This window comes from Bradyrhizobium sp. SRL28 (genome assembly GCF_018596315.1).
Classification (GTDB): domain Bacteria; phylum Pseudomonadota; class Alphaproteobacteria; order Rhizobiales; family Xanthobacteraceae; genus Bradyrhizobium.
Genome location: NZ_JAHEAG010000050.1, coordinates 1 through 19878, shown reverse-complemented (window position 1 = coordinate 19878; position 19878 = coordinate 1). Strand labels below are relative to the sequence as shown.

The 19878-nt window shown below is 63.8% G+C and carries 20 protein-coding genes; 3 read left to right on the top strand and 17 right to left on the bottom strand.

What is annotated here, in order from left to right:
* Positions 1 to 10 precede the first annotated feature (10 nt).
* The 3 genes from secF to yajC are packed head-to-tail and all read right to left on the bottom strand — an operon-like array spanning position 11 to position 3042.
* The gene (secF, locus tag KIP88_RS40185; protein ID WP_214493666.1) at positions 11 to 1015 is read right to left on the bottom strand and encodes a protein translocase subunit SecF; all 1005 of its coding nucleotides are present in this window, start codon (positions 1013 to 1015) and stop codon (positions 11 to 13) included.
* A gap of 11 nt (positions 1016 to 1026) precedes the next feature.
* Positions 1027 to 2625 (bottom strand): protein translocase subunit SecD, encoded by a 1599-nt coding sequence (gene secD / locus KIP88_RS40180; protein ID WP_214493665.1) that lies wholly within the window; start codon positions 2623 to 2625, stop codon positions 1027 to 1029.
* Between the two features lie 54 nt (positions 2626 to 2679).
* Positions 2680 to 3042, bottom strand: coding sequence for a preprotein translocase subunit YajC (yajC, locus tag KIP88_RS40175; RefSeq protein WP_057855867.1), 363 nt, complete (start codon positions 3040 to 3042; stop codon positions 2680 to 2682).
* A gap of 194 nt (positions 3043 to 3236) precedes the next feature.
* Here yajC and KIP88_RS40170 point away from each other — a divergent pair, with 194 nt between their 5' ends.
* A complete protein-coding gene (locus tag KIP88_RS40170) occupies positions 3237 to 4208 on the top strand; it encodes an ATP-binding protein (protein WP_214493664.1) in 972 nt (323 codons plus the stop codon).
* A gap of 118 nt (positions 4209 to 4326) precedes the next feature.
* Here KIP88_RS40170 and KIP88_RS40165 read toward each other — a convergent pair whose 3' ends face one another.
* Together KIP88_RS40165 and KIP88_RS40160 are read right to left on the bottom strand one after the other, a co-directional pair.
* Positions 4327 to 5694 (bottom strand): peptidoglycan DD-metalloendopeptidase family protein, encoded by a 1368-nt coding sequence (locus KIP88_RS40165; RefSeq protein WP_214493663.1) that lies wholly within the window; start codon positions 5692 to 5694, stop codon positions 4327 to 4329.
* A 108-nt stretch (positions 5695 to 5802) separates the two neighbouring features.
* Positions 5803 to 6447 (bottom strand): protein-L-isoaspartate(D-aspartate) O-methyltransferase, encoded by a 645-nt coding sequence (locus KIP88_RS40160; protein WP_374226573.1) that lies wholly within the window; start codon positions 6445 to 6447, stop codon positions 5803 to 5805.
* Between the two features lie 239 nt (positions 6448 to 6686).
* On the opposite strand from KIP88_RS40160, the gene KIP88_RS40155 reads away from it, so the two are divergent.
* A complete protein-coding gene (locus tag KIP88_RS40155; protein WP_214493662.1) occupies positions 6687 to 7064 on the top strand; it encodes a response regulator in 378 nt (125 codons plus the stop codon).
* 116 nt (positions 7065 to 7180) lie between these two features.
* Here the strand turns inward: KIP88_RS40155 and surE are convergent, their stop codons facing one another.
* From surE to KIP88_RS40095, 12 genes are all read right to left on the bottom strand, one after another.
* Positions 7181 to 7948, bottom strand: a complete 768-nt coding sequence (gene surE, locus KIP88_RS40150) for a 5'/3'-nucleotidase SurE (RefSeq protein WP_214493661.1) — start codon at positions 7946 to 7948, stop codon at positions 7181 to 7183.
* A 96-nt stretch (positions 7949 to 8044) separates the two neighbouring features.
* Entirely contained in the window at positions 8045 to 8464 is a 420-nt protein-coding gene (locus tag KIP88_RS40145) for a hypothetical protein (RefSeq protein ID WP_214493660.1), read from the bottom strand.
* A 12-nt stretch (positions 8465 to 8476) separates the two neighbouring features.
* Positions 8477 to 9808 (bottom strand): serine--tRNA ligase, encoded by a 1332-nt coding sequence (serS, locus tag KIP88_RS40140; protein WP_214493659.1) that lies wholly within the window; start codon positions 9806 to 9808, stop codon positions 8477 to 8479.
* 176 nt (positions 9809 to 9984) lie between these two features.
* Positions 9985 to 10806: a twin-arginine translocase subunit TatC gene (gene tatC / locus KIP88_RS40135; protein WP_214493658.1), complete on the bottom strand. Its 822-nt coding sequence runs from the start codon at positions 10804 to 10806 to the stop codon at positions 9985 to 9987.
* A complete protein-coding gene (tatB, locus tag KIP88_RS40130) occupies positions 10803 to 11321 on the bottom strand; it encodes a Sec-independent protein translocase protein TatB (RefSeq protein WP_214493657.1) in 519 nt (172 codons plus the stop codon). The genes tatC and tatB overlap by 4 nt, the downstream gene beginning before the upstream one ends.
* Before the next feature lie 103 nt (positions 11322 to 11424).
* Positions 11425 to 11667 carry a twin-arginine translocase TatA/TatE family subunit gene (locus KIP88_RS40125; protein WP_214493656.1) on the bottom strand — a complete coding sequence of 81 codons (243 nt, stop codon included), beginning with the start codon at positions 11665 to 11667 and terminating at the stop codon, positions 11425 to 11427.
* A 146-nt stretch (positions 11668 to 11813) separates the two neighbouring features.
* Positions 11814 to 12566 (bottom strand): SMC-Scp complex subunit ScpB, encoded by a 753-nt coding sequence (scpB, locus tag KIP88_RS40120; RefSeq protein ID WP_214493655.1) that lies wholly within the window; start codon positions 12564 to 12566, stop codon positions 11814 to 11816.
* 17 nt (positions 12567 to 12583) lie between these two features.
* Complete coding sequence (locus tag KIP88_RS40115; protein ID WP_214493654.1) at positions 12584 to 13411, bottom strand: ScpA family protein; 828 nt, start codon at positions 13409 to 13411, stop codon at positions 12584 to 12586.
* A complete protein-coding gene (gene nagZ / locus KIP88_RS40110) occupies positions 13408 to 14430 on the bottom strand; it encodes a beta-N-acetylhexosaminidase (RefSeq protein WP_214493653.1) in 1023 nt (340 codons plus the stop codon). The genes KIP88_RS40115 and nagZ overlap by 4 nt, the downstream gene beginning before the upstream one ends.
* Positions 14431 to 14477: 47 nt before the next feature.
* Positions 14478 to 15950 (bottom strand): SPOR domain-containing protein, encoded by a 1473-nt coding sequence (locus KIP88_RS40105; RefSeq protein ID WP_214493652.1) that lies wholly within the window; start codon positions 15948 to 15950, stop codon positions 14478 to 14480.
* A 114-nt stretch (positions 15951 to 16064) separates the two neighbouring features.
* Complete coding sequence (gene argS, locus KIP88_RS40100; protein ID WP_214493651.1) at positions 16065 to 17858, bottom strand: arginine--tRNA ligase; 1794 nt, start codon at positions 17856 to 17858, stop codon at positions 16065 to 16067.
* Positions 17859 to 17867: 9 nt separating this feature from the next.
* A complete protein-coding gene (locus tag KIP88_RS40095; protein WP_214493650.1) occupies positions 17868 to 19076 on the bottom strand; it encodes a deoxyguanosinetriphosphate triphosphohydrolase in 1209 nt (402 codons plus the stop codon).
* A gap of 103 nt (positions 19077 to 19179) precedes the next feature.
* Between KIP88_RS40095 and erpA the strand changes: the two genes are divergently transcribed.
* Positions 19180 to 19509, top strand: coding sequence for an iron-sulfur cluster insertion protein ErpA (erpA, locus tag KIP88_RS40090; protein WP_057848779.1), 330 nt, complete (start codon positions 19180 to 19182; stop codon positions 19507 to 19509).
* The last annotated feature ends 369 nt before the right edge of the window (positions 19510 to 19878 follow it).

Sequence of the window (19878 nt, the reverse complement as noted above, 5' to 3'; positions counted from 1 at the left end):
GGATCAGGCCTTACTTCTTCTTCGCAGGCGTATCCGGCGCGTCGCGGTGCTCACCAACGCCGAGATAGATCAGGATCGGCGCGGCAATGAAGATCGAGGTGTAGGTGCCGACCAGCACCACGCCGAACATCATGACCGCCGTGAAGCTGTGGATCGCATGGCCGCCGAACAAGAGCAGCGCGAGCAATGCCAGCGTCACCGTGACGTGGGTGATGATCGAGCGCGACAGCGTCGAATTGATGGATTCGTTGAGGAGCTGCGGCATCGGCATTTTCTTGTACCGCCGCAGCATTTCCCGGATGCGGTCATAGATGACGACCGTATCGTTCAGGGAGTAGCCGAGAATGGTCAATAGCGCCGCGATACTGGTGAGGTCGAAGTCGACCTGCGAGATCGACATGAAGCCGATCGTCAGCACGATGTCGTGGACGTTGGCGATCATGGCGCCGAGTGCGAACTGCCACTCGAACCGGAACCAGAGATAGATCAGGATCGAAAAGATCGCGAGCATCAGGCCGACCATGCCGTAAGCCAGCAACTCGCCGGAAACGCGCGGCCCCACCACCTCGACGCGGCGGTATTCGACGCTGTCGCCGAGCGCGCCGCGAACCTTCTGCACGGCCGCCTGCTGCGCGGCGTCGCCACCCGGCTGCTCGGCCACCCGGATCAGGACGTCGTTCGGACCACCGAATTGCTGCAACTGAATGTCGCCCAGCCCAAGCGTGCTCAACGTCGCGCGCATCGCGCCGATATCGGCGGGGCCGGACTTGTTCTGCACCTCCAGGAGCGTACCGCCCCTGAAGTCGATGCCGAAATTCAGCCCATGGGTGAAGAACAGCACGATCGCGACGAGCGAAAGCGCCGCCGAGATCGGAAAGCTGATGCGGCGAAAGCGCGTGAAATCGAAATGCGTGTCGTCAGGGACGATGCGCAACGGCGGCAAGAGATCGAGCACCGCGACCACGGTTAGCACGACAATCAGAATGCCAAGCCCAATGAGAACGTATTGAGTCACGAACCAAATTCCTAGATCGGCACGGTCTTGGGCCGCTTCCACCGCACCCAGCCGGCGACAATCAGGCTGGTGAGAGTAAACGCGGTGAAGACCGTGGTGATGATGCCGATGCCGAGCGTGACGGCGAAGCCGCGGACCGGCCCGGTGCCAATGTAGAACAGCACCGCGGCGGCGATGAAGGTAGTGATGTTGGAGTCGAGAATGGTCGCCAATGCGCGCCTGAATCCGGCATCGATCGCCGAAATCGCATTTCGTCCGCCGCGCAATTCCTCACGGATGCGCTCATAGATCAGCACGTTGGAGTCGACGGCGATGCCTACCGTCAGCACGACGCCGGCGATGCCGGGCAGCGTCAGCGTGGCGTTGAGCAGCGACAGGATGCCGAAGATCATCGCGACGTTGATGGCGACAGCGATGTTGGCGAACACGCCGAACAGGCGGTAGGTCACCAGCATGAACGCGATGACCATGATCGAACCGATGTAGGCTGCAAGTTTGCCCTTCTCGATCGAGTCCTGGCCGAGGCCGGGACCGACGGTGCGCTCCTCGATCACGGTCAGCGGCGCGGGCAACGCGCCGGCCCGCAGCAGCAGTGCAAGTTCGTTGGCCTGCTGCACCGTGAAGCTACCGGAAATCTGGCCCTGGCCACCGGTGATCGGCTCGCGGATCACGGGTGCGGAGATCACCTTGTTATCGAGAATGATGGCAAAGGGCTGCCCGACATTCTCCGACGTCGCCTGCGCGAATTTGCGCGAACCCGAACTATTGAACTTGAAGCTCACGATCGGCTCGTTGGTGCGCTGGTCGAAGCCGGGCTGCGCGTCGGTGAGATCGCCGCCGGACACCAGCACCTGCCGCTTGATGACGTACGGCACCTTCGGCGATTGCTCGCTCATCAGGAGTTCCGAATCGGCCGGCACCCGTCCCTGTTGCGCCTGATCCGGCGACACCGACGGATCGACCATGCGGAATTCCATTTTGGCGGTCTGGCCAAGGATGCGCTTCAACTCCGTCGGGTCCTGCAGACCCGGCACCTGGACCAGAATGCGGTCGGCGCCCTGCCGCTGGATCAAGGGCTCGACCGTGCCCAGCTGGTTGATGCGGCGCTCGACGATCTGGATCGATTGTTCGATAGTTTGCCGGATACGCTCGGTAATGGCCGCTTGCGGCACCGTGAGACGGACCAGCCCGCCGCCTACATCCGAAACCTCGAGGCTGCGCTGCCCTGAGGATCCGAGCAGACCGCCGAGCGGCTGCGACAGTTCACGCAGCTTGGGAAGCGCCGCCTGCAGGTCGCTGTCCTTGACGCGGACCTCGACCGCATCGGCGCGCGCGGAAAGGCCGGTATAGCCGATCTTGGCGTCGCGCAGCACGCGACGGACTTCGTCGCGCACCTGATCGAGCTTTTCCTTTTTCACGTAGTTGGAATCGACTTCGAGCAGCAGGTACGAACCGCCCTGCAAATCGAGGCCGAGCACGATGTGACGCTGCGCCCAAAGCGGCCAGGTCTTGACCCTGTCCGGGGAAAAGAAGTTCGGAACAGCGAACAGGCAGACCACAAGCGCGGTCAGAATGATCGCCAGCGCCTTCCACCGCGTGAAATACAACATCGAGTAGACCCGTCAGATCCAGGAAAATGCGCCGCGGGAAGCGGCGCGGAAAACTCAGCTCGCGGACGTCTCGTCCTTGGCCTCACTCTTTTCCTTGGCCGGTTCGCCCTTGGCACGGACGCCCGAAATCATCTGGCGCATCTGCCGCACGCGGACGCCGTCCGAAATCTCGAACTCGATCTGGTCGTCGTCCACCACCTTGGTCACCTTGCCGACCAGGCCGCCCGAGGTGACGACCGTGTCGCCGCGGCGGATGTTTTTGACCAGTTCCTGGTGATCCTTCACCTTCTTCTGCTGCGGGCGCAGAATCAGGAAGTACATGATCACGAAGATCAGCGCGAACGGCAGTAGCGACATCAACATGCTGTTCGCATCGCCGCCGGCTGCAGCCTGGGCGTACGCAGGGGTAATCAGCATTCGAACATTCCTCGTGAGACGGAAAAGAACCGGCTATGCCTGGGCTTAGCGCCTTGGGCAAATCGCCGGTCCGGGCAAATTCGCGCGGACTATAGCGGCGGCGGGCCCAATTGCAACGTGGCCGGCCCTCTCATTTAGGCCGCTTGCGGGACCTTCCAAGGCCCGTTAAGGCTGCGCGGTCAGGAACTGCAAAAATGTCGAAAAAAGCCAAGAAAACAGCGGCTCGCGCCGCCCCCAAGGCGGCCTCGCGAGCCCTTGCAAAAACCGCGACAAAACGTCCGGCAAACAGCCTTAACGGTGCCACGGCCGAGCGGATCGCAACCGCGCTGGAAGCCATCGCCGGACACCTTTCCGCGGCCTCTCCGGCGGGTGGGAGGCTCGAGTCGTTCGGCTCCGCCGACGCCTTTGTCTGGCATCCGGACGGACGCCTTTCGCCGGTGCCGCGCGTCAGCCGCGTCGACCTCGGCCTGCTCAAGGGGATCGACCGGATGCGGGACATCCTGATCGAAAACACCGAGCGCTTTGCCGACGGGCTGCCTGCCAACAACGCGCTGCTGTGGGGCGCGCGCGGCATGGGCAAGTCGTCGCTGGTGAAGGCCACTCACGCCAATATCAACATCGACCGCAAGCCGGCCGACCGGCTGAAGCTGATCGAGATCCACCGCGAGGACATCGAGAGCCTGCCCGGCCTGATGGATCTCCTGCGCAGCTCCGATTTCCGCTTCATCGTGTTCTGCGACGACCTCTCCTTCGACGGCAACGACGCCTCCTACAAATCGCTGAAGGCAGTGCTGGAAGGCGGCATCGAGGGACGTCCCGACAACGTCATCCTCTACGCCACCTCGAATCGGCGACACCTGCTGGCGCGCGAGATGATCGAGAACGAGCGTTCGACCGCGATCAACCCCGGTGAAGCGGTCGAGGAGAAGGTATCACTGTCGGACCGTTTTGGTCTCTGGCTCGGCTTCCATCGCTGCAGCCAGGATGAATACCTGGCCATGGTACGCGGCTATTGCGGCCATTACGGCATCAAGATGGGTGACGAAGAGCTGGAGCGCGAGGCGCTGGAATGGTCGACCACGCGCGGCTCGCGGTCGGGCCGCGTCGCCTGGCAGTTCACGCAGGAACTGGCGGGACGTCTGGGCGTGAGGCTTTCGGGGAAGTAGGCGTTTCGCGAAACCCGTAGCCCGGATGGAGCGCAGCGCAATCCGGGAACAGTTTAGCCGCTTGAGAGACCGGCCCCGGATTTCGCTTCGCTGCATCCGGGCTACACTCTTGCTACTGCTACGCCCCGTTCAGGAATTGAAGCGGGTCAACCGGTGAAGATCCCTTGCGGATCTCGAAGTGGAGCTGTGGCGACCCCACCTCACCCGATTGACCCGACTTGGCAATGATCTGGCCGCGCTTGATCGTGTCGCCGCGCTTTACCAGCAGTTCACTCGCATGGGCATATGCGGTGACGTAACCGTTGGAGTGCCGCACCAGAACCAGATTGCCGTAACCCTTGAGCTCGTTGCCGGAATAAGCGACCACGCCATCTTCCGCCGCCTTCACCGGCGTGCCTTCGGGCACCGCCAGGTTGATGCCGTCATTCGACTTGCCGTTGGTCTTGGCGCCGTAGCTCGTGATCACCTTGCCGCGCACCGGCCAGCGGAAGGTCGGCAGTGCGCCGGTGGCTTCGCTGGGCTTGACCGAGGTTTGCTCGACGATGGGCTTTTCTTCCACGACATTGGTGGTAGCCGACGCCAGCCGCGCACTCTGCGGCAGACCACCGGCCGAGGCCAGCTTGGTAGCCGGCGCCGCAACCGGGGCGACCGGCTGGGCGGGTGCGGCAGCGACGGCCTGTGCCACTGGCGCGGCGGCCGCGGACTTCGAACCGGGCACGGTGAGCTTCATGCCGAGGCTGAGCTTGGCGGACTGATCGAGATTGTTGGCCTTGGCGAGCTCGGTCACCGGCACATTGTTCCGGCGCGCGATGCTCATCAGCGTATCGCCGCGATTGACGACATGGACGCTCGGCGCCGCCGCCGAGACGGCAACGGGCTTGCTGGCCGCCGGCGCGGGAGCCGGCGCGGCTGCAGCCACCGCGGCCTGCTTCGGAATGATCAGTTGCTGGCCAGGCGACAGCACGCGCGGGCCCTTGTAGCCATTGGCCTGCAGGATCGCGGCGGCTGAAACGTTGTAGCGCTTGGCCAGAAGGTCGAGCGTGTCGCTGGTGCCGACGATGATCGTAGTGCCGCCCTGCGCAGCCGGGCGTGCGGCTGCGACCGAGCGCGGCGGTACCGTGGCGGTGGTCTCGATGGGCGATTGGGACGGCGGCGCATAGGACGAAATCCCGCGCCCTCCTCCCGACACCCCGCCCGAACTGGCCGGATAAGCGGGCGGCGCAGCGACGGCGGGCGCTGGCAAGGGTTGGGACTGGTATTGCGGCGCGGAGGCCTGCGGCCGGGCATATTGCGGCGGCTCGCGGCGTTCGACGGCGGGCGTGCGCACCGAACCGGTCGCTTCGGGCTGCGAGGCAAAGGGATTGGAGAAGTCGGAAAAGCGCGTCTGCATATCGGCGCTGCAGCCGGCAAAGCCGACCGACATCAGCGTCAGCACCGCTACTTGCGGCACCCGACGCGAGCGAAGCAACTCGGCGAGACGGGACATGGTTACTCACTCGTACGCAACAAAATACTGTTTTGAGTAAACACCTCCCGAGTAAATAACCGCTTAACCCTTGGAATAAGATGTTGGCGGGAACCGCCAATTCGGTTTCTAGAGCTCGCGCGCGATTCCCGGCAGCGCCGGGACGAAGCGGACATCGACCAATTCCTTGCGCTCGAATCCGCTATCCGCCCTGGTCACCCTGACCAGCGTCTGGGTGCCGTGATGCGGGCCGACCGGTGCGATCAGGATGCCGCGCGGCAGCAGCCGCTCCTGCAGCTTTTCCGGAATTTGCTCCATCGCAGCCGTCACGATGATGCGGTCGAAATCGCCGGCGCCCGGCGGGATGTCGAAGCCGTCGCCGTTCATCACCTCGATATTGTAATAGCCGAGCGCTTCGAGCCGGTCGCGGGCCGTGTCCGCCAGCGTCCGGTAGCGCTCAATGGTGAGAACGTGCGCGCATAACCGCGACAGCACCGCGGCCTGATAGCCGGAGCCGGTACCGATCTCGAGGACCTTGTGGCCCTTCTGCAGTTGCAGCTGCTCGGTCATGTAGGCCACCACGAAAGGCTGGCTGATCGTCTGCCCGCAGGCGATGCCGAGCGCGCTGTCGCGGTAGGCATGACCGCGGTCGCCAGCCGCCACGAAAACCTCCCGCGGCACCTCTTCCATGGTACGCAGCACCGCCTGGTCGCTGATCCCCCGCCGCCGCAGGGTGAGCTGAAACATCATCTTCTCGGGCGGTTCTTGCGACATTGCGGTCTCGCGGCGGGCTCAGGCCTCGCCGAGATGTAATAGCGTGCGCGCACTTAAGGAAGAATTTCCTCAAGATTTTGGTTCCGGCTACGGGAACTGCTAAGCTGCCCCGGCGTTAGGGCACGGTTAATCCGTCGACGGAGTCTTTTGTGCTTCCAAGCGTACCGGTTCATGTCGACATTGCGCCCAGGGGTGTTTTTTGCGAACCTCAAAGCCTTGGAAGGGCAAGGATTCCCCTCATGATAGCGACACGGCCGGCAGGCTGTTCTGTTTTCCTCGTTGAAGACGAGGTTATGATCCGGATGATGGTCGCTGACATGCTGGAAGAGCTGGGCCACAGCGTAGCTGCCGAGGCCGGCGAAATCGGCGAAGCGGTCAAGCTGGTGCAATCGACCGAATTCGACCTCGCCATTCTCGACGTCAACGTCAACGGCAAGGTAATCACGCCGGTGGCCGAGCTGATCACGGCGCGCAACCGCCCGTTCATCTTTGCAACCGGCTACGGCTCCTCCGGCCTGCCCCAGGAATATCGCGACCGCCCCGCGCTGCAGAAGCCGTTCCAACTGGAAACGCTGGCCCAGGTCATCGCCGCTACGATGAAGAGCGCGCCGGTTTAGGCGCCTCCACGCGTAGCCCGGATGGAGCGCAGCGCAATCCGGGGCGATCTTGCGGGCCGGCACACTGATCCCGGATTGCGCTTCGCTCCATCCGGGCTACTGCACCGCCTCGCGCATCACTTCAACGTCGTCGTCAGCGCTTCCGAGAACGCTTCATCGGTGCGATCGAGCCGCAGCGGCGTGACCGATACGTAGCGTGCCGCAAGCGCCGCGAGATCGGTGCCTTCGGCCGGCGTATCCATCATCGCGGCGCGCTCAAAGCCGATCCAGAAATAAGGATTGCCACGGCCATCGTGGCGCTTGTCGACCTTGAGGAAGCCGAGATTGCGCTTGCCCTGCCGCGTCACGCGAACGCCCTTGACCTGGTCGGGCGTGCAGGCGGGGAAATTGACGTTGATCACCGTGTTCTTCGGCACGCCCGCATCGATCACCTTGCGCAGGATATCCGGGCCGAATTTCAGCGCGGTGTCCCACAGCGGCGCGTGACGGGTCTCGATGGAAAATTCCTGGCTCAGCGCGAATGACGGAATCCCCAGGATCGTGCCTTCGAGGGCGCCGGCGATGGTGCCGGAATAGACGACGTCCTCGGCGACGTTGCGGCCCTTGTTGACGCCGGACAGCACGAGATCGGGCCCCTTCTCGCCGAGGATGTGGCGCGAGCCCATGATCACGCAATCGGTCGGCGTGCCCCGCACCGCGAAATGGCGCGGACCGACTTCGCGCAGCCGCAAGGGATCGTTCAGCGACAACGAATGCGAGACGCCGGACTGATCGAGCTCCGGCGCCACGATCCAGACGTCGTCGGACAGCGCGCGGGCGATCTCTTCGACGATCTTGAGGCCTGGCGCATGGATGCCGTCGTCGTTGGTGCAGAGAATTCGCATCCGTCAAAATGCCTTCTGGTTCAGGTCGAGGCAGGCTCTTGCCTTTGGGCGTCGTCTTATCCGGCTATCGCGGCGGACGCAAACCGGCCCATTTCCTCATGTTTTCTTCACCCAGACGCGCCAAGGGCGCGCGAATCTGGCGCCGCCGTCGATTTTCATCTGCAGGTCCGGCGATCCCTGCTTTGACGGCTCGATGGGTAGAGGCTGTGGGCTCACGGCCTCTGGCGGTGCCGGAGGCGGCGCGATGGGCTCGATCGCTGGAGCCGGCGGCGCAACCACCGACGTCGATCCCGCCTGCGGCTGCGGATGTCGCGTTCGCGCAACCGCCAGCCCCTTGTCGAAATCCGCGGCGTTGAGCCACTCCTTGGCATGCATGCGCTCGATCAGATCGTCGTCCCACAGCCGCGCCACCTCGATATCGAAGGCACCCATCAGCCGTTGATCGATCAATTGCATGCCGTGGCCGGTAACAGCCCATTGCCTCCCGATCCAAAGGATGTCGCGATGCAATGCCATTTTTGCCTTGCGCTATTTGTCCCGCTCGATTGTCTTGAGCCCGCCCATATAGGGCTGCAACACGTCCGGCACCGCGATCGCGCCGTTTTCCTGCTGATAGGTTTCCATGACCGCAATCAGCGCACGGCCGACCGCCGTGCCGGAGCCGTTCAGCGTATGCACGAAACGCGGCTTGCCATCAGGCCCACGTGAGCGCGCATCCATGCGCCGCGCCTGGAAGTCGCCGCACACCGAGCAGCTCGAAATTTCGCGGTAAGCACCGCCCTCGCCCTGCCCCGGCATCCAGACCTCGATGTCGTAGGTTTTTTGCGCGGAAAAGCCCATGTCGCCGGAGCATAGCGTCATCACGCGGTAATGCAGATCGAGCTTTTTCAGTACCTCTTCTGCGCATGAGAGCATGCGCTCATGCTCGTCCTTGCTGGTCTCCGGCGTCGCGATCGAGACCAGTTCGACCTTGGTGAATTGATGCTGCCGGATCATGCCACGGGTATCGCGGCCCGCAGCGCCCGCTTCAGCGCGGAAGCACGGCGTCAACGCGGTGAGGCGCATCGGCAGCTCTTTTTCATCGACGATGGATTCGCGAACGAGGTTGGTCAGCGAGACTTCGGCGGTGGGAATGAGGCCGAGGCGTTCGGTCTTCAATCGTTCATCAGGCGCCGCAAGCAACTCGCCCTTGATGGCCCAGAACTGATCGTCTTCAAACTTCGGCAACTGCCCCGTGCCGAACATCACGTCGTTGCGCACCAATAGTGGCGGATTGATCTCGGTGTAACCATGCTCGCCTGTGTGGAGGTCGAGCATGAATTGCCCGATGGCACGCTCTAGCCGCGCGAGTCCCTTCTTCAGCACGACGAAGCGCGCGCCGCTGAGTTTTGCGGCCGCCTCGAAATCCATGTAGCCGAGGGCACCACCGAGATCGTCATGCGGCTTCGGCGTGAAGGCGTAGTTGCGGATCTTGCCGTAGACGTGACGCTGCACATTGCCGTGCTCGTCTGCGCCTTCGGGCACGTCCTCGAGCGGCAGGTTCGGGATTGCCGCGAGTTCTTTCGCCAGCTCCTCGTCCGCGGTCTTCGCGGCAAGCTCGAGCTCCGGCATCGTGGTCTTGAGCTCGGCGACTTCGGCCATCAGCTTGGTGGCGCGTGCGTCATCCTTGGCCTTCTTGGCCTCGCCGATTTCCTTCGATGCCGAATTGCGCCGCGCCTGCGCCTGCTCGGACGCCAGGATCGCGGCACGGCGTTTCTCGTCGATCGCCAGCAGCGCAGCCGACAGCGGCGCCAGCCCGCGGCGCTTCAGTCCGGCGTCGAACGCCTGGGGGTTGTCGCGAATCGATTTGATGTCGTGCATGGGCCATTCCTGAATCGTGCCGATAACGGCGCGATCCCAGTACCACACCGGTCATCACCCGCGAAAGCGGGTGATCCAGTATTCCAGAGACGCCAGTGCTGAATCGAGAGACCGCGGCGTACTGGATTCCCCGCTTTCGCGGGGAATGACGGCCGATAAGGGGCGAGAACGACGCCCTATTCCGCCGGGTTGGCTTCCGGGGGCGGGCTGGCGGGCGGGGGCGTGGTCGAGGCCTGCGCGGCGGCGGCCTTCTTTTCCACCATGCGGACCGCCACGATCGCGCCCTCGTAGAGCGCCAGCAGCGGTATCGCGAGCGAGGCCTGGCTGATCACGTCGGGCGGCGTCAGCACGGCGGCGATCACGAAGGCGATGACGATGAAATAGCGCCGCTTCTCGCGCAGCATCTTCGAGCTGACGATACCGATCCGCCCCAGCAACGTCAGGATGACAGGCAGCTGGAACGCGATGCCGAAGGCGAAGATCAGCGACATCATCAGCGACAGATACTCGCCGACCTTCGGCAACAACTGGATCTGCGCACTCTCCTCGCCGCCCATCTGCTGCATGCCGAGCGAGAATCGCACCAGCATCGGCAGCACGATGAAATAAACCAGCAGCGAGCCGAGCAGGAAGAAGAACGGCGTTGCGATCAGATACGGCAGGAACGCGCCGCGCTCGTGCTTGTAGAGCCCGGGCGCCACGAACTTGTAGATCTGCGTCGCCACGATCGGGAACGAGATGAAACCGGCGCCGAACAGCGCGAGCTTCAATTGCGTCAGGAAATATTCCAATAGCGCGGTGTAGATGAATTTCGAATTTTCCGCGCCCGCAACCCAGACGAACGGCCAGACCAGCACGTTGTAGATCTGCTTGGCGAAGAAGAAGCAGAAGATGAAAGCAATGCCGAAGCCGAGCAGCGCCTTGATCAGCCGCGAGCGCAGCTCGATCAAATGATCCATCAATGGCGCCTTGCTGGCCTCGATGTCTTCGATGGTCATGACGCTTTGGCGTCCTTGAGAACGTCAGGTGCAGCCGGTGCAACGTCCTGCTGGACCGCCTGAACTTCACGCGTGATCGCCAGCGGCTCGGAGGCAGCCGCGTGCGCCTCGGCTTCAGCGAAGGTTTCCGGCGTCGGCGCAGCCGGCGTCGTCGGGGTGACGGGTTCGCCAATCGCGGCCGCCACCTGCGCGTCGTTGGGTTGGGTGGTGGCAGGCTTGTCGATGTCGCCGATCTGCAGGGCGTCGCCGACGTCCTTTTGCAGGGAGGTCATGACATTGGCCGGCGAGAGGCCTGTCGCCACGTCCTTGACCTCGTCAAAGCTCTTCTTGAGGTCGGCCATTTCGGCCTCGCGCATGGCTTCCTGGAACTGGCCCTGGAATTCGGCGGCCATCTTGCGCGCCTTGCCCATCCATTGCCCGACCATGCGCAGCACGCCCGGCAGCTCTTTCGGGCCGATGGCAATCAGCGCGACAACCGCGATGACGACCAGTTCACTCCACCCGATGTCGAACATGAATTCTTCCGCTCGCGCGAGACGTCCGCGCCCAAATCCCTATTTAGCAAGATTTGGGAACGCCCGCGCCTTTTCTCAAACCGGCTTTCAACCGATGTCCGGTTCAGACAGCCTTGCTGCCGACATCCGTCCGTGCCGCCGTGGGCGCCGGCGTCGCATTGTGGTCGATGGTCTTCACCGGCTCGGCAGGCTTTTCGGGTGCCTTGTCATCGTCCTGCAAGCCCTTCTTGAAGGACTTGATGCCCTGCGCGACATCGCCCATCAGGTCCGAAATCTTGCCACGGCCGAACAGCAGCAGGACCACTGCGATCACGACGATCCAGTGCCAAATACTAAGCGAACCCATCCTGCAACCCTCCAAAAGAGACGGCCGGCTTCCGGCCAAGCTTTGGCGGAAGGTAGGCCCGAGAGGTGTCAAAAACAAGGACCCATGCCGCGGCAAATCGCTGTCGCGGCTACGTATTATGGCTATCATTAACCCCGCTTGCGGGGCTAGCCGGCTGAGCCTTCAGAACCAGCTCCACCGCCCTCTTCGGGCTCAGCGGCCGGCGCCAGCAGGAGTTCCAGAGTATCGCCGGCGTCAAGCGGGTCCTCATCCTCGCGCAGCGCCACGTCATCGGAGGGCGTCGGAACGCTGAAACCGGAAGGCAGCCGCGAATCCAGTAGCCCCGTCCCCTTCAACTCGTCCAGGCCCGGCAGGTCGCCGAGCGCTTCCAGGCTGAACTGCGACAGGAACGCTTCCGTCGTGCCGAAGATGAGCGGCCGGCCCGGCGTCTTGCGACGGCCGCGGGGGCGGATCCAGCCGGTTTCCAGCAGCACATCCAGCGTTCCCTTTGACGTGATCACGCCGCGGATCTCTTCGATCTCGGCGCGCGTCACCGGCTGGTGATAGGCGATGATCGCAAGCACCTCGATGGCCGCCCGTGACAGCCGCCGCGTTTCCGTGCTTTCGCGCGTCATCAGCCACGACAGATCGCCGGCGGTGCGGAACGTCCATTTGTTGGCGACGCGCACCAGATTGACCCCGCGCGGGGCATACTCCGCCTGCAGTTGCGCCAGCGCCACCTTGACGTCGACGCCATCGGGCATGCGCTTGGCGAGTGCCGCCTGATCGATCGGCTCGGCGGAGGCAAACAGCAGCGCTTCGAGAAGCCGCAATTCCTCCGGCCGCGCCGCAACCTCGGTATTCTGGTCGATGGGATGATCCTCGGCATCTTCCATGCGTTTTTCCGCCAGGCTTGCCATGGCTAGGTCTCCTTCCACTACTCGACCGTCATATCCGGCGCGGGCATCGCTGCCTGCGGCGGACGTTTACGAAAATAAAGCGGCGCGAACGCCTCTTTCTGGTTCAATTCCATTTCGCCTTCGCGCACCAGTTCCAGCGCTGCGGCAAAGCTCGACGCAAACACCGTTGCCCGCTGCGAGGGATCGACGACGTAGCTGAGCAGGAAATCGTCGAGGCAGCTCCAGTCCTCAGCCTCGGTCATGCCAACCAGCCGCTCCAGCGACGCGCGTGCTTCGGCCAGCGACCAGACCGTGCGCTTGGCCAGATGCACCGTCGCCAACACCCGCTGCTGGCGCTGCACGGCATAGGCGGTGAGCAGGTCGAACAGGGTTGCCGTGAATCTGGGATGACGGATTTCGGCGATCGATTCCGGATTGCCGCGCGGAAAGATATCGCGCTGGAACTGCGGACGGTTCATCAGCCGGTTGGCAGCTTCGCGGATAGCCTCGAGCCGGCGCAGCCGGTTGGCGAGCGCGGTCGCCATTTCTTCCGCACTCGGCCCGTCCGGCGTGGGCGGTTCAGGCAGCAGCAGGCGTGATTTCAGGTAGGCGAGCCAGGCAGCCATCACGAGGTAATCGGCCGCGAGCTCGAGGCGGATCTTTCGCGCGGCCTCGATGAACGTCAGATACTGATCGGCCAGCGCCAGGATCGATATCTTGGCGAGATCGACCTTCTGCTGCCGCGCCAGCGTGAGCAGCAGGTCGAGCGGGCCTTCATAGCCCTCGACGTCGACGACGAGCGCCGCCTCGCTGTCAGTGATCTCGGCGGGCCGTCCGGTTTCAAACGATAGAATCTCAGCCGTCATGCCGTTCCTACCCGATCCATCAACGCTTCCAGTTCAGCCCGTGCCGCCTGCCGGTCGAAGGGCTCGGGCTGTTTTCGCGAGGCCAGAGCCCGCCTGGCGCGATCCAGGGCTTCGCCCGCCAGCTCCGGCGTCTCGCGCGCGACGTCGCGCATCTCGTCGAGGTTGCCGTTGCAATGCAGAACCATGTCGCAGCCGGCGTTGACGATGGCGCGGGTCCGCTCGGCGATCGATCCCGCCAGGGCATTCATCGACACGTCATCACTCATCAACAAGCCTTGGAACCCAATTACGCCGCGAATCACCTGCCGGATGATTGTCGCAGAAGTCGTCGCCGGTTGGGCGGGGTCTAGCGCGCTAAACACAACATGTGCGGTCATCGCCATCGGCAGGTCCGCCAGCGGTTGAAAGGCAGCGAAATCGGTCTGTTCCAGCTCTTTTCGCGACGTATCTACGGTCGGGAGCCGGAAATGGCTATCCGCGGCCGCCCTTCCATGCCCGGGAATGTGCTTTAGCACGGGTAGGACGCCGCCCTGCTCCAGCCCCCCGGTGACCGCCCGGGCAATCGCCGCGACCTTGGCCGGCTCGGTTCCATAGGCCCGGTTGCCGATCACGGCGTCGGCTCCGGCCACCGGCACGTCCGCCAGCGGCAGGCAATCGACGGTAATTCCGAGGTCGATCAGGTCGGCCGCAATCAGGCGCGAGCTGAGCCGTGCAGCTTTTAGCCCCAACGCCTTGTCGAGGTCGTAGAGCGCACCGAACACGGCGCCAGGCGGATAGACCGGCCAATGCGGCGGCCCGAGCCGGGCCACCCGCCCGCCTTCCTGGTCGATCAGGACAGGAGCATCCGCCTCGCCCAGACAATCCCGTAATTCACCAACGAGGTCAGATACTTGATCTGGCGTCTCGATATTGCGTTTGAACAGGATGAAGCCCCAAGGCTGCGTCCCACGGATGAACTCGCGCTCCGTGGCGCTCAGTTCCAGTCCCGATATGCCCGTGATGAATGCGCGGCTGCTCATGGGGGCCGATTAGGCCCCTCACAGCACCTGGGTCAAGGAAACCGCCGTTAATTCCTTTGGACGAAGCACTGCCCACCGGCAGATTTCAGGCTGCTGCAGACCTGCGCCGCCTCCTCGGACGAGCCGAACGGGCCGGCGAAGGCGCGGTAGTAGACGCCCTTTTCGCCGAGATCGACGCGCTTCACCAGCGACGAGTGCGGGCCCAGCACGCTCGGGAACTTGCCCTGGAGCGCGCGATAGGACGCCTGCGCGTCGGCCTCGTTCTTCTGCGAGGAGACCTGGACGAGGTAGCCACCACCAGCCGGGGCGGCCGTCTGGGCCGGATTGGTCGCCGCCATCCGGGTCGGCGGCGGGGAATCGGCCTGCGGCGAAAGCGCCATCGGCGCATTGGCGCTGGCATTGGCCGAGGCCGGGTTACGCGCCGGCGGTGTCGTGGGACCAGGACCAGGAGCCACAGCCGGGGCGGCGACGCCTCGCGTCGGCGGCTTCGGAGGTGCACCGGCGCCTGCTGGAACGCCGCCGTTGTCGGCCGGATCGCCCTTGACGGCGAGCGTCCTGATCCTGCGCGGCTCGTTGTTTGGCATTGTGCCGTTGGCGGCCGTAGCCATCGGCGCCGACGGAGATACACTTGAGGCCGGCGGCGGGTTGGCGTTCTGGTTCAGCGGCGGAAATACGACGCGCGGCCCGCCGGACCTCGAATTGACGTCGACCGGCGTCTCTTCCCGCGACACCAGCTTCTCGCCGCCACCGCCCGATAGCATTCGGTCGAGGTTCTTGGTGCCACCCGCGTCTGATGGCGCCGCCGGCACCACCTTGGTCGGACTGTTGTCGGCCTTGATGATCGGCGGCTCGCCTGAGCGGGGTGAACCGACAAAGGTGCGATAGGCAAAGGCACCGCCCGTTCCCACCACGGCCAGCGCCAGCACCGCGGCGACCATCATTAGGCCGCTCGAGCGCTTCTTCGGCGCGGGTTCTTCCTCATATTCGCCCTGGTAGGCGTAGGGATCGTCCGGATAGGCTGGATCGCGCTGATAGTCGCGCTCGCCGGTTTCGAGCCGTCCGTACAACGCGTCGTCATAGCGCGACGGATCCTGCTGCGGCTCGTCGGCATATTGTTGCGGAGCCTCGTAATAGTCCTGCTCCTGCGCGGGCGCCTCATGGGCAGGCGCCTGCGGCTGCTGCGCCGAATAGCGATGCAGCGGATGCACCGGCGCCGGCTGCTGGTACTCCGGCTCGTCGTCGTATTCCTGCGGCAGCGGCGGCGGAGGCAGCGGGGTTTCGTGGCGTGCGCGCTGCATCCATGACGGCGGGTTCGAAGGAGCAACGGGCTCCTCTTCCGGCGGATCGTACTGTTGTGGACGCACGTTAGCCCGCGACTGCAGCGGGTGCGGCGCGGGTTTGGCCGGGGCCCCCAACGGGTCGTTCTGCCCGATCAGCCTTGCGAGCTCCGCAAGCGGATCGCTCTCGCCGCGAGCCTGGTCGGCGGAGGGAAAAGTTCGTTCCTGATATCGATCAGCCATCGTGATGATGCATCCCCTACGGGACAGCGCCAACTCGCCATGTCAAACAAACCATGACGAGCGGCCCCTGCCAGATACCCCACGGACCCCCATCCGTGAAGCCTTCGCCCCTGCCTACCGCATCTCGGTCGGAGCGTGGACGCCGAGAACGGCTAAGCCCGATGCCAGAACCGAGACGACGCCCTGGACCATAGCCAAGCGCGCCCTCGTGATCTCTGCATCATTAGTTATAATGAAGCGTAAATAGGGCAAATCCCGCCCTTTCGTCCATAGTGCGTGAAATTCACTGGCCAAATCATATAGATAAAAAGCGATTCGGTGGGGCTCATGTGCGACCGCCGCGGCCTCGACCATCCGGGGATAAAGCGCCAGCCGCTTCAAAAGGTCCAGTTCGGCCGGATCGGTCAGCAAGCCCACCGGGGCATCCCCCAAATAGGCCGCCCGGGCCGCGTCATCCTCCGGCAGCTCCGGAACCACTTCGCGGGCATTCTTGAAAATTGAGTGTCCCCGGGCATGTCCGTACTGAACGTAGAAGACCGGGTTGTCCTTGGATTGCTCGAGCACCTTGGCGAGATCGAAATCGAGCACGGCGTCGTTCTTGCGGAACAGCATCATGAACCGCACGGCATCGGAGCCGACCTCGTCGACCACTTCGCGCAGCGTGACGAATTCGCCGGAGCGTTTCGACATCTTCACTGGCTCGCCGGCACGCAGCAGCCGCACGAGCTGCACGACCTTGACGTCGAGCGCGGCCTTGCCGTCGCTGACACCCTTCACGGCCGCCTGCATGCGTTTGATGTAGCCGCCATGATCGGCGCCGAACACGTCGATCATGTCGAGGAAGCCGCAATCGATCTTGTTCTTGTGATAGGCGATGTCGGACGCAAAATAGGTATAGCCACCGTCCGACTTGATCAGCGGACGATCGACGTCATCGCCATAGGCGGTGGCGCGGAACAGCGTCTGGATCCGGTCCTCGTAATCATCGACCGGCTTGCCTTTCGGCGGCGGCAGGCGGCCTTCGTATATGTCGCCCTTGGAACGCAGGAAATCGATGGTCTCGGTGACCTTGTTGTTGCCGGTTTCAATCAGCGAGCGCTCCGAGAAAAACACCTCGTGCTTGATGTTCAGCGCGGCTAGATCGCCCTTGATCATGTCCATCATCATGCCGATGGACTTGGCGCGCACGATCGGCAGCCATGAGGCCTCCGGCATCGCCTTCAACTTGTCGCCGTGCTCGGCCGCGAGCGCCTGCCCGACCGGCACGAGATAATCGCCTGGGTAAAGCCCTTCCGGAATCTCGCCGATGTTTTCGCCAAGTGCTTCCCGGTAGCGCAGGAATGCCGAGCGCGCGAGCACGTCGACCTGCGCACCGGCGTCGTTGATGTAATATTCGCGGGTGACGTCGTAGCCGGCAAAATCAAGCAGGCCGCACAGCGCGTCGCCAAACACCGCGCCCCGGCAATGGCCGACATGCATCGGCCCGGTCGGGTTCGCCGAGACGTATTCGACATTGACCTTGGCGCCGTGGCCGATCCCGCTTTTGCCGTAAGCCGAGCCTTCGCGCAACATCGTGAGCAGCTCGGCCGTCCAGACCTGGGGTTTCAGGGTGAGATTGATGAAGCCGGGACCGGCGACCTCGACGGCGGCGACCAGATCGTCAGCTCGCAATTTTTCCGCGATCTTGTCGGCGAGTTCGCGCGGCTTAGCCTTGGCGTCCTTGGCCAGCACCATCGCGGCATTGGTCGCCATGTCGCCATGGCTCGCATCGCGCGGCGGCTCGACCACGACGCGGGAAAAATCGATGCCGGCGGGCCATTGGCCCTCGGCCGCGAGCGCGGCGCAGATCGCCTGCACGCGCGCCAGCACATCGGCAAACAGATGTTGTGAAGCTGACTTGTCGGACATGGCCGCCGCCTAACGCAAATCCGGGGTCGAGTCAAAAAGCCTTTGGTGCTCGATTAAGGCGAAACGGTCGGTCATTCCCGCGATGAAATTGCCGATCCGGCGGGCGCGTTCCCCCTCGCTCTCGCGCTCTGACCCCTCGACCCATTCGGGCGGCAGGTCGCCCGGGGAGGCCTGGTAGCGCGCAAACAGGTCGAACAGGATCCCTTCCGCCTCGCCCATCACCCGCATGACGCGGGGGTGGCGGTACATATGCAGCTTCAGGAACGCCTTGATCGCGGCCTCTTCAGCCGCGACTTCGGGCGGAAAGGCGACCAGTGGCTGATGGTGGTAGCGGACGTCATGCGCCGATTGCGGTTTCGCCGCCGCAAGCCGCCTGCCCGTCTCCCGCATAACAGCCCCGATCATGTAGGAAATCAGCTCGCGCACCAGTTCCGCGCCGCGCCTGGCATCGTCGAGATTGGGATAATGTCGGTCGATCTCGGCGATGATCGCTTCCGTCAGCGGCATCACCTTGAGGTCGTCGACGGCGAACAGTCCGGCGCGCAGGCCATCGTCGATGTCGTGGGCGTCATAGGCGATATCGTCGGCGAAGGCCGCGGCCTGCGCCTCCAGCGAAGCGTAGCTCCACAGCTCCAGATCGAATTTTTGATTGAAGTCGGCGATGCCGACCGGAAGCCCGCTTTCGCGGTATGGCCCGGCCGGGGCCCCATCCCGCTCGGTCAGCGGACCGTTGTGCTTGACGATGCCCTCGAGCGATTCCCAGGTCAGGTTCAGCCCGTCGAACTCGGGATAGCGGTGCTCCAGCGAGGTCACCACCCGCAGTGCCTGCGCGTTGTGGTCGAAGCCGCCATGGTCGGCGAGGCATTTGTCGAGCGCCCGCTCCCCGGCATGGCCGAACGGGGGATGGCCGAGGTCGTGGGCCAGCGCCAGCGTTTCGGTGAGATCCTCGTCGAGGCCGAGCTGGCGGGCCAGCGCGCGGGCAATCTGCGCGACTTCCAGCGAATGGGTCAGCCGCGTGCGGTAATGGTCGCCCTCGTGGAACACGAACACCTGCGTCTTGTGCTTGAGGCGGCGGAACGCGGTGGAATGGATCACCCGGTCGCAATCGCGCCGGAACGGGCTGCGGGTCCGGCTCGGCGGCTCCGTAAACAGGCGGCCACGGCTGGAATCGGGGTCGCAGCCATAAAGCGCGCGGGGGGCAGCCATTCCGACCGACACGATTTTTTAGTCCTTATCCATTTGATTCCGCGAGATTACGCACTTAACTATGTCTAACGCCCCATACCAAATGAATTGGGTATGACGGGCCGGAGAGCATGCCATGACCACTGCGATCACCGTCAGCGAGCGGGCCGCCCGCCGCATCGGCGAAATCCTCAAGAGCGAAGGCGACGGCGCCATGCTGCGCATATCCGTCGAGGGCGGCGGCTGCTCCGGCTTCCAGTACAAATTCGACGTCGACCACGCCAGGGCCGAGGATGACCTCGTGATCGCCCGCGAGGACGCGGTGGTGCTGGTCGATCCGGCCTCGGTGCCGTTCCTCGCCGGCTCCGAAGTCGATTTCGTCGACGATTTGATCGGCGCGTCGTTCCGCGTGGTCAATCCGAACGCCACCGCGTCGTGTGGCTGCGGGACGAGCTTTTCGGTCTGAGGATTGACGGGCGAGTTCGTTAGCCCCATCGCAGACGTCGTACCCCGCGAAGGCGGGGTATCCAGTACGCTGCGGCCTATCGTTTCCGTCACTGCTGTCTCTGGAATACTGGGTCACCCGCCCCAGTGCGCAATTGCGCACAAGGCGGGTGACGACAACGGAATATGCGTTCGCGATCTCGCGACATGAACTGCCCGAGATTTGCTGACGAACATCCCGCCCTCTCGAATAGAGGGCGCAGGGAAGACCGGGTGCTTGCTGCACCCGCGGTCTCGCGTGCGATTTGCACAAACAAAAGTGCACACGAGCATACAGGGCAGCGGGAACACTCCGGCCTTCCCTGCGCAATGGCTTTACGACTTACTTCGT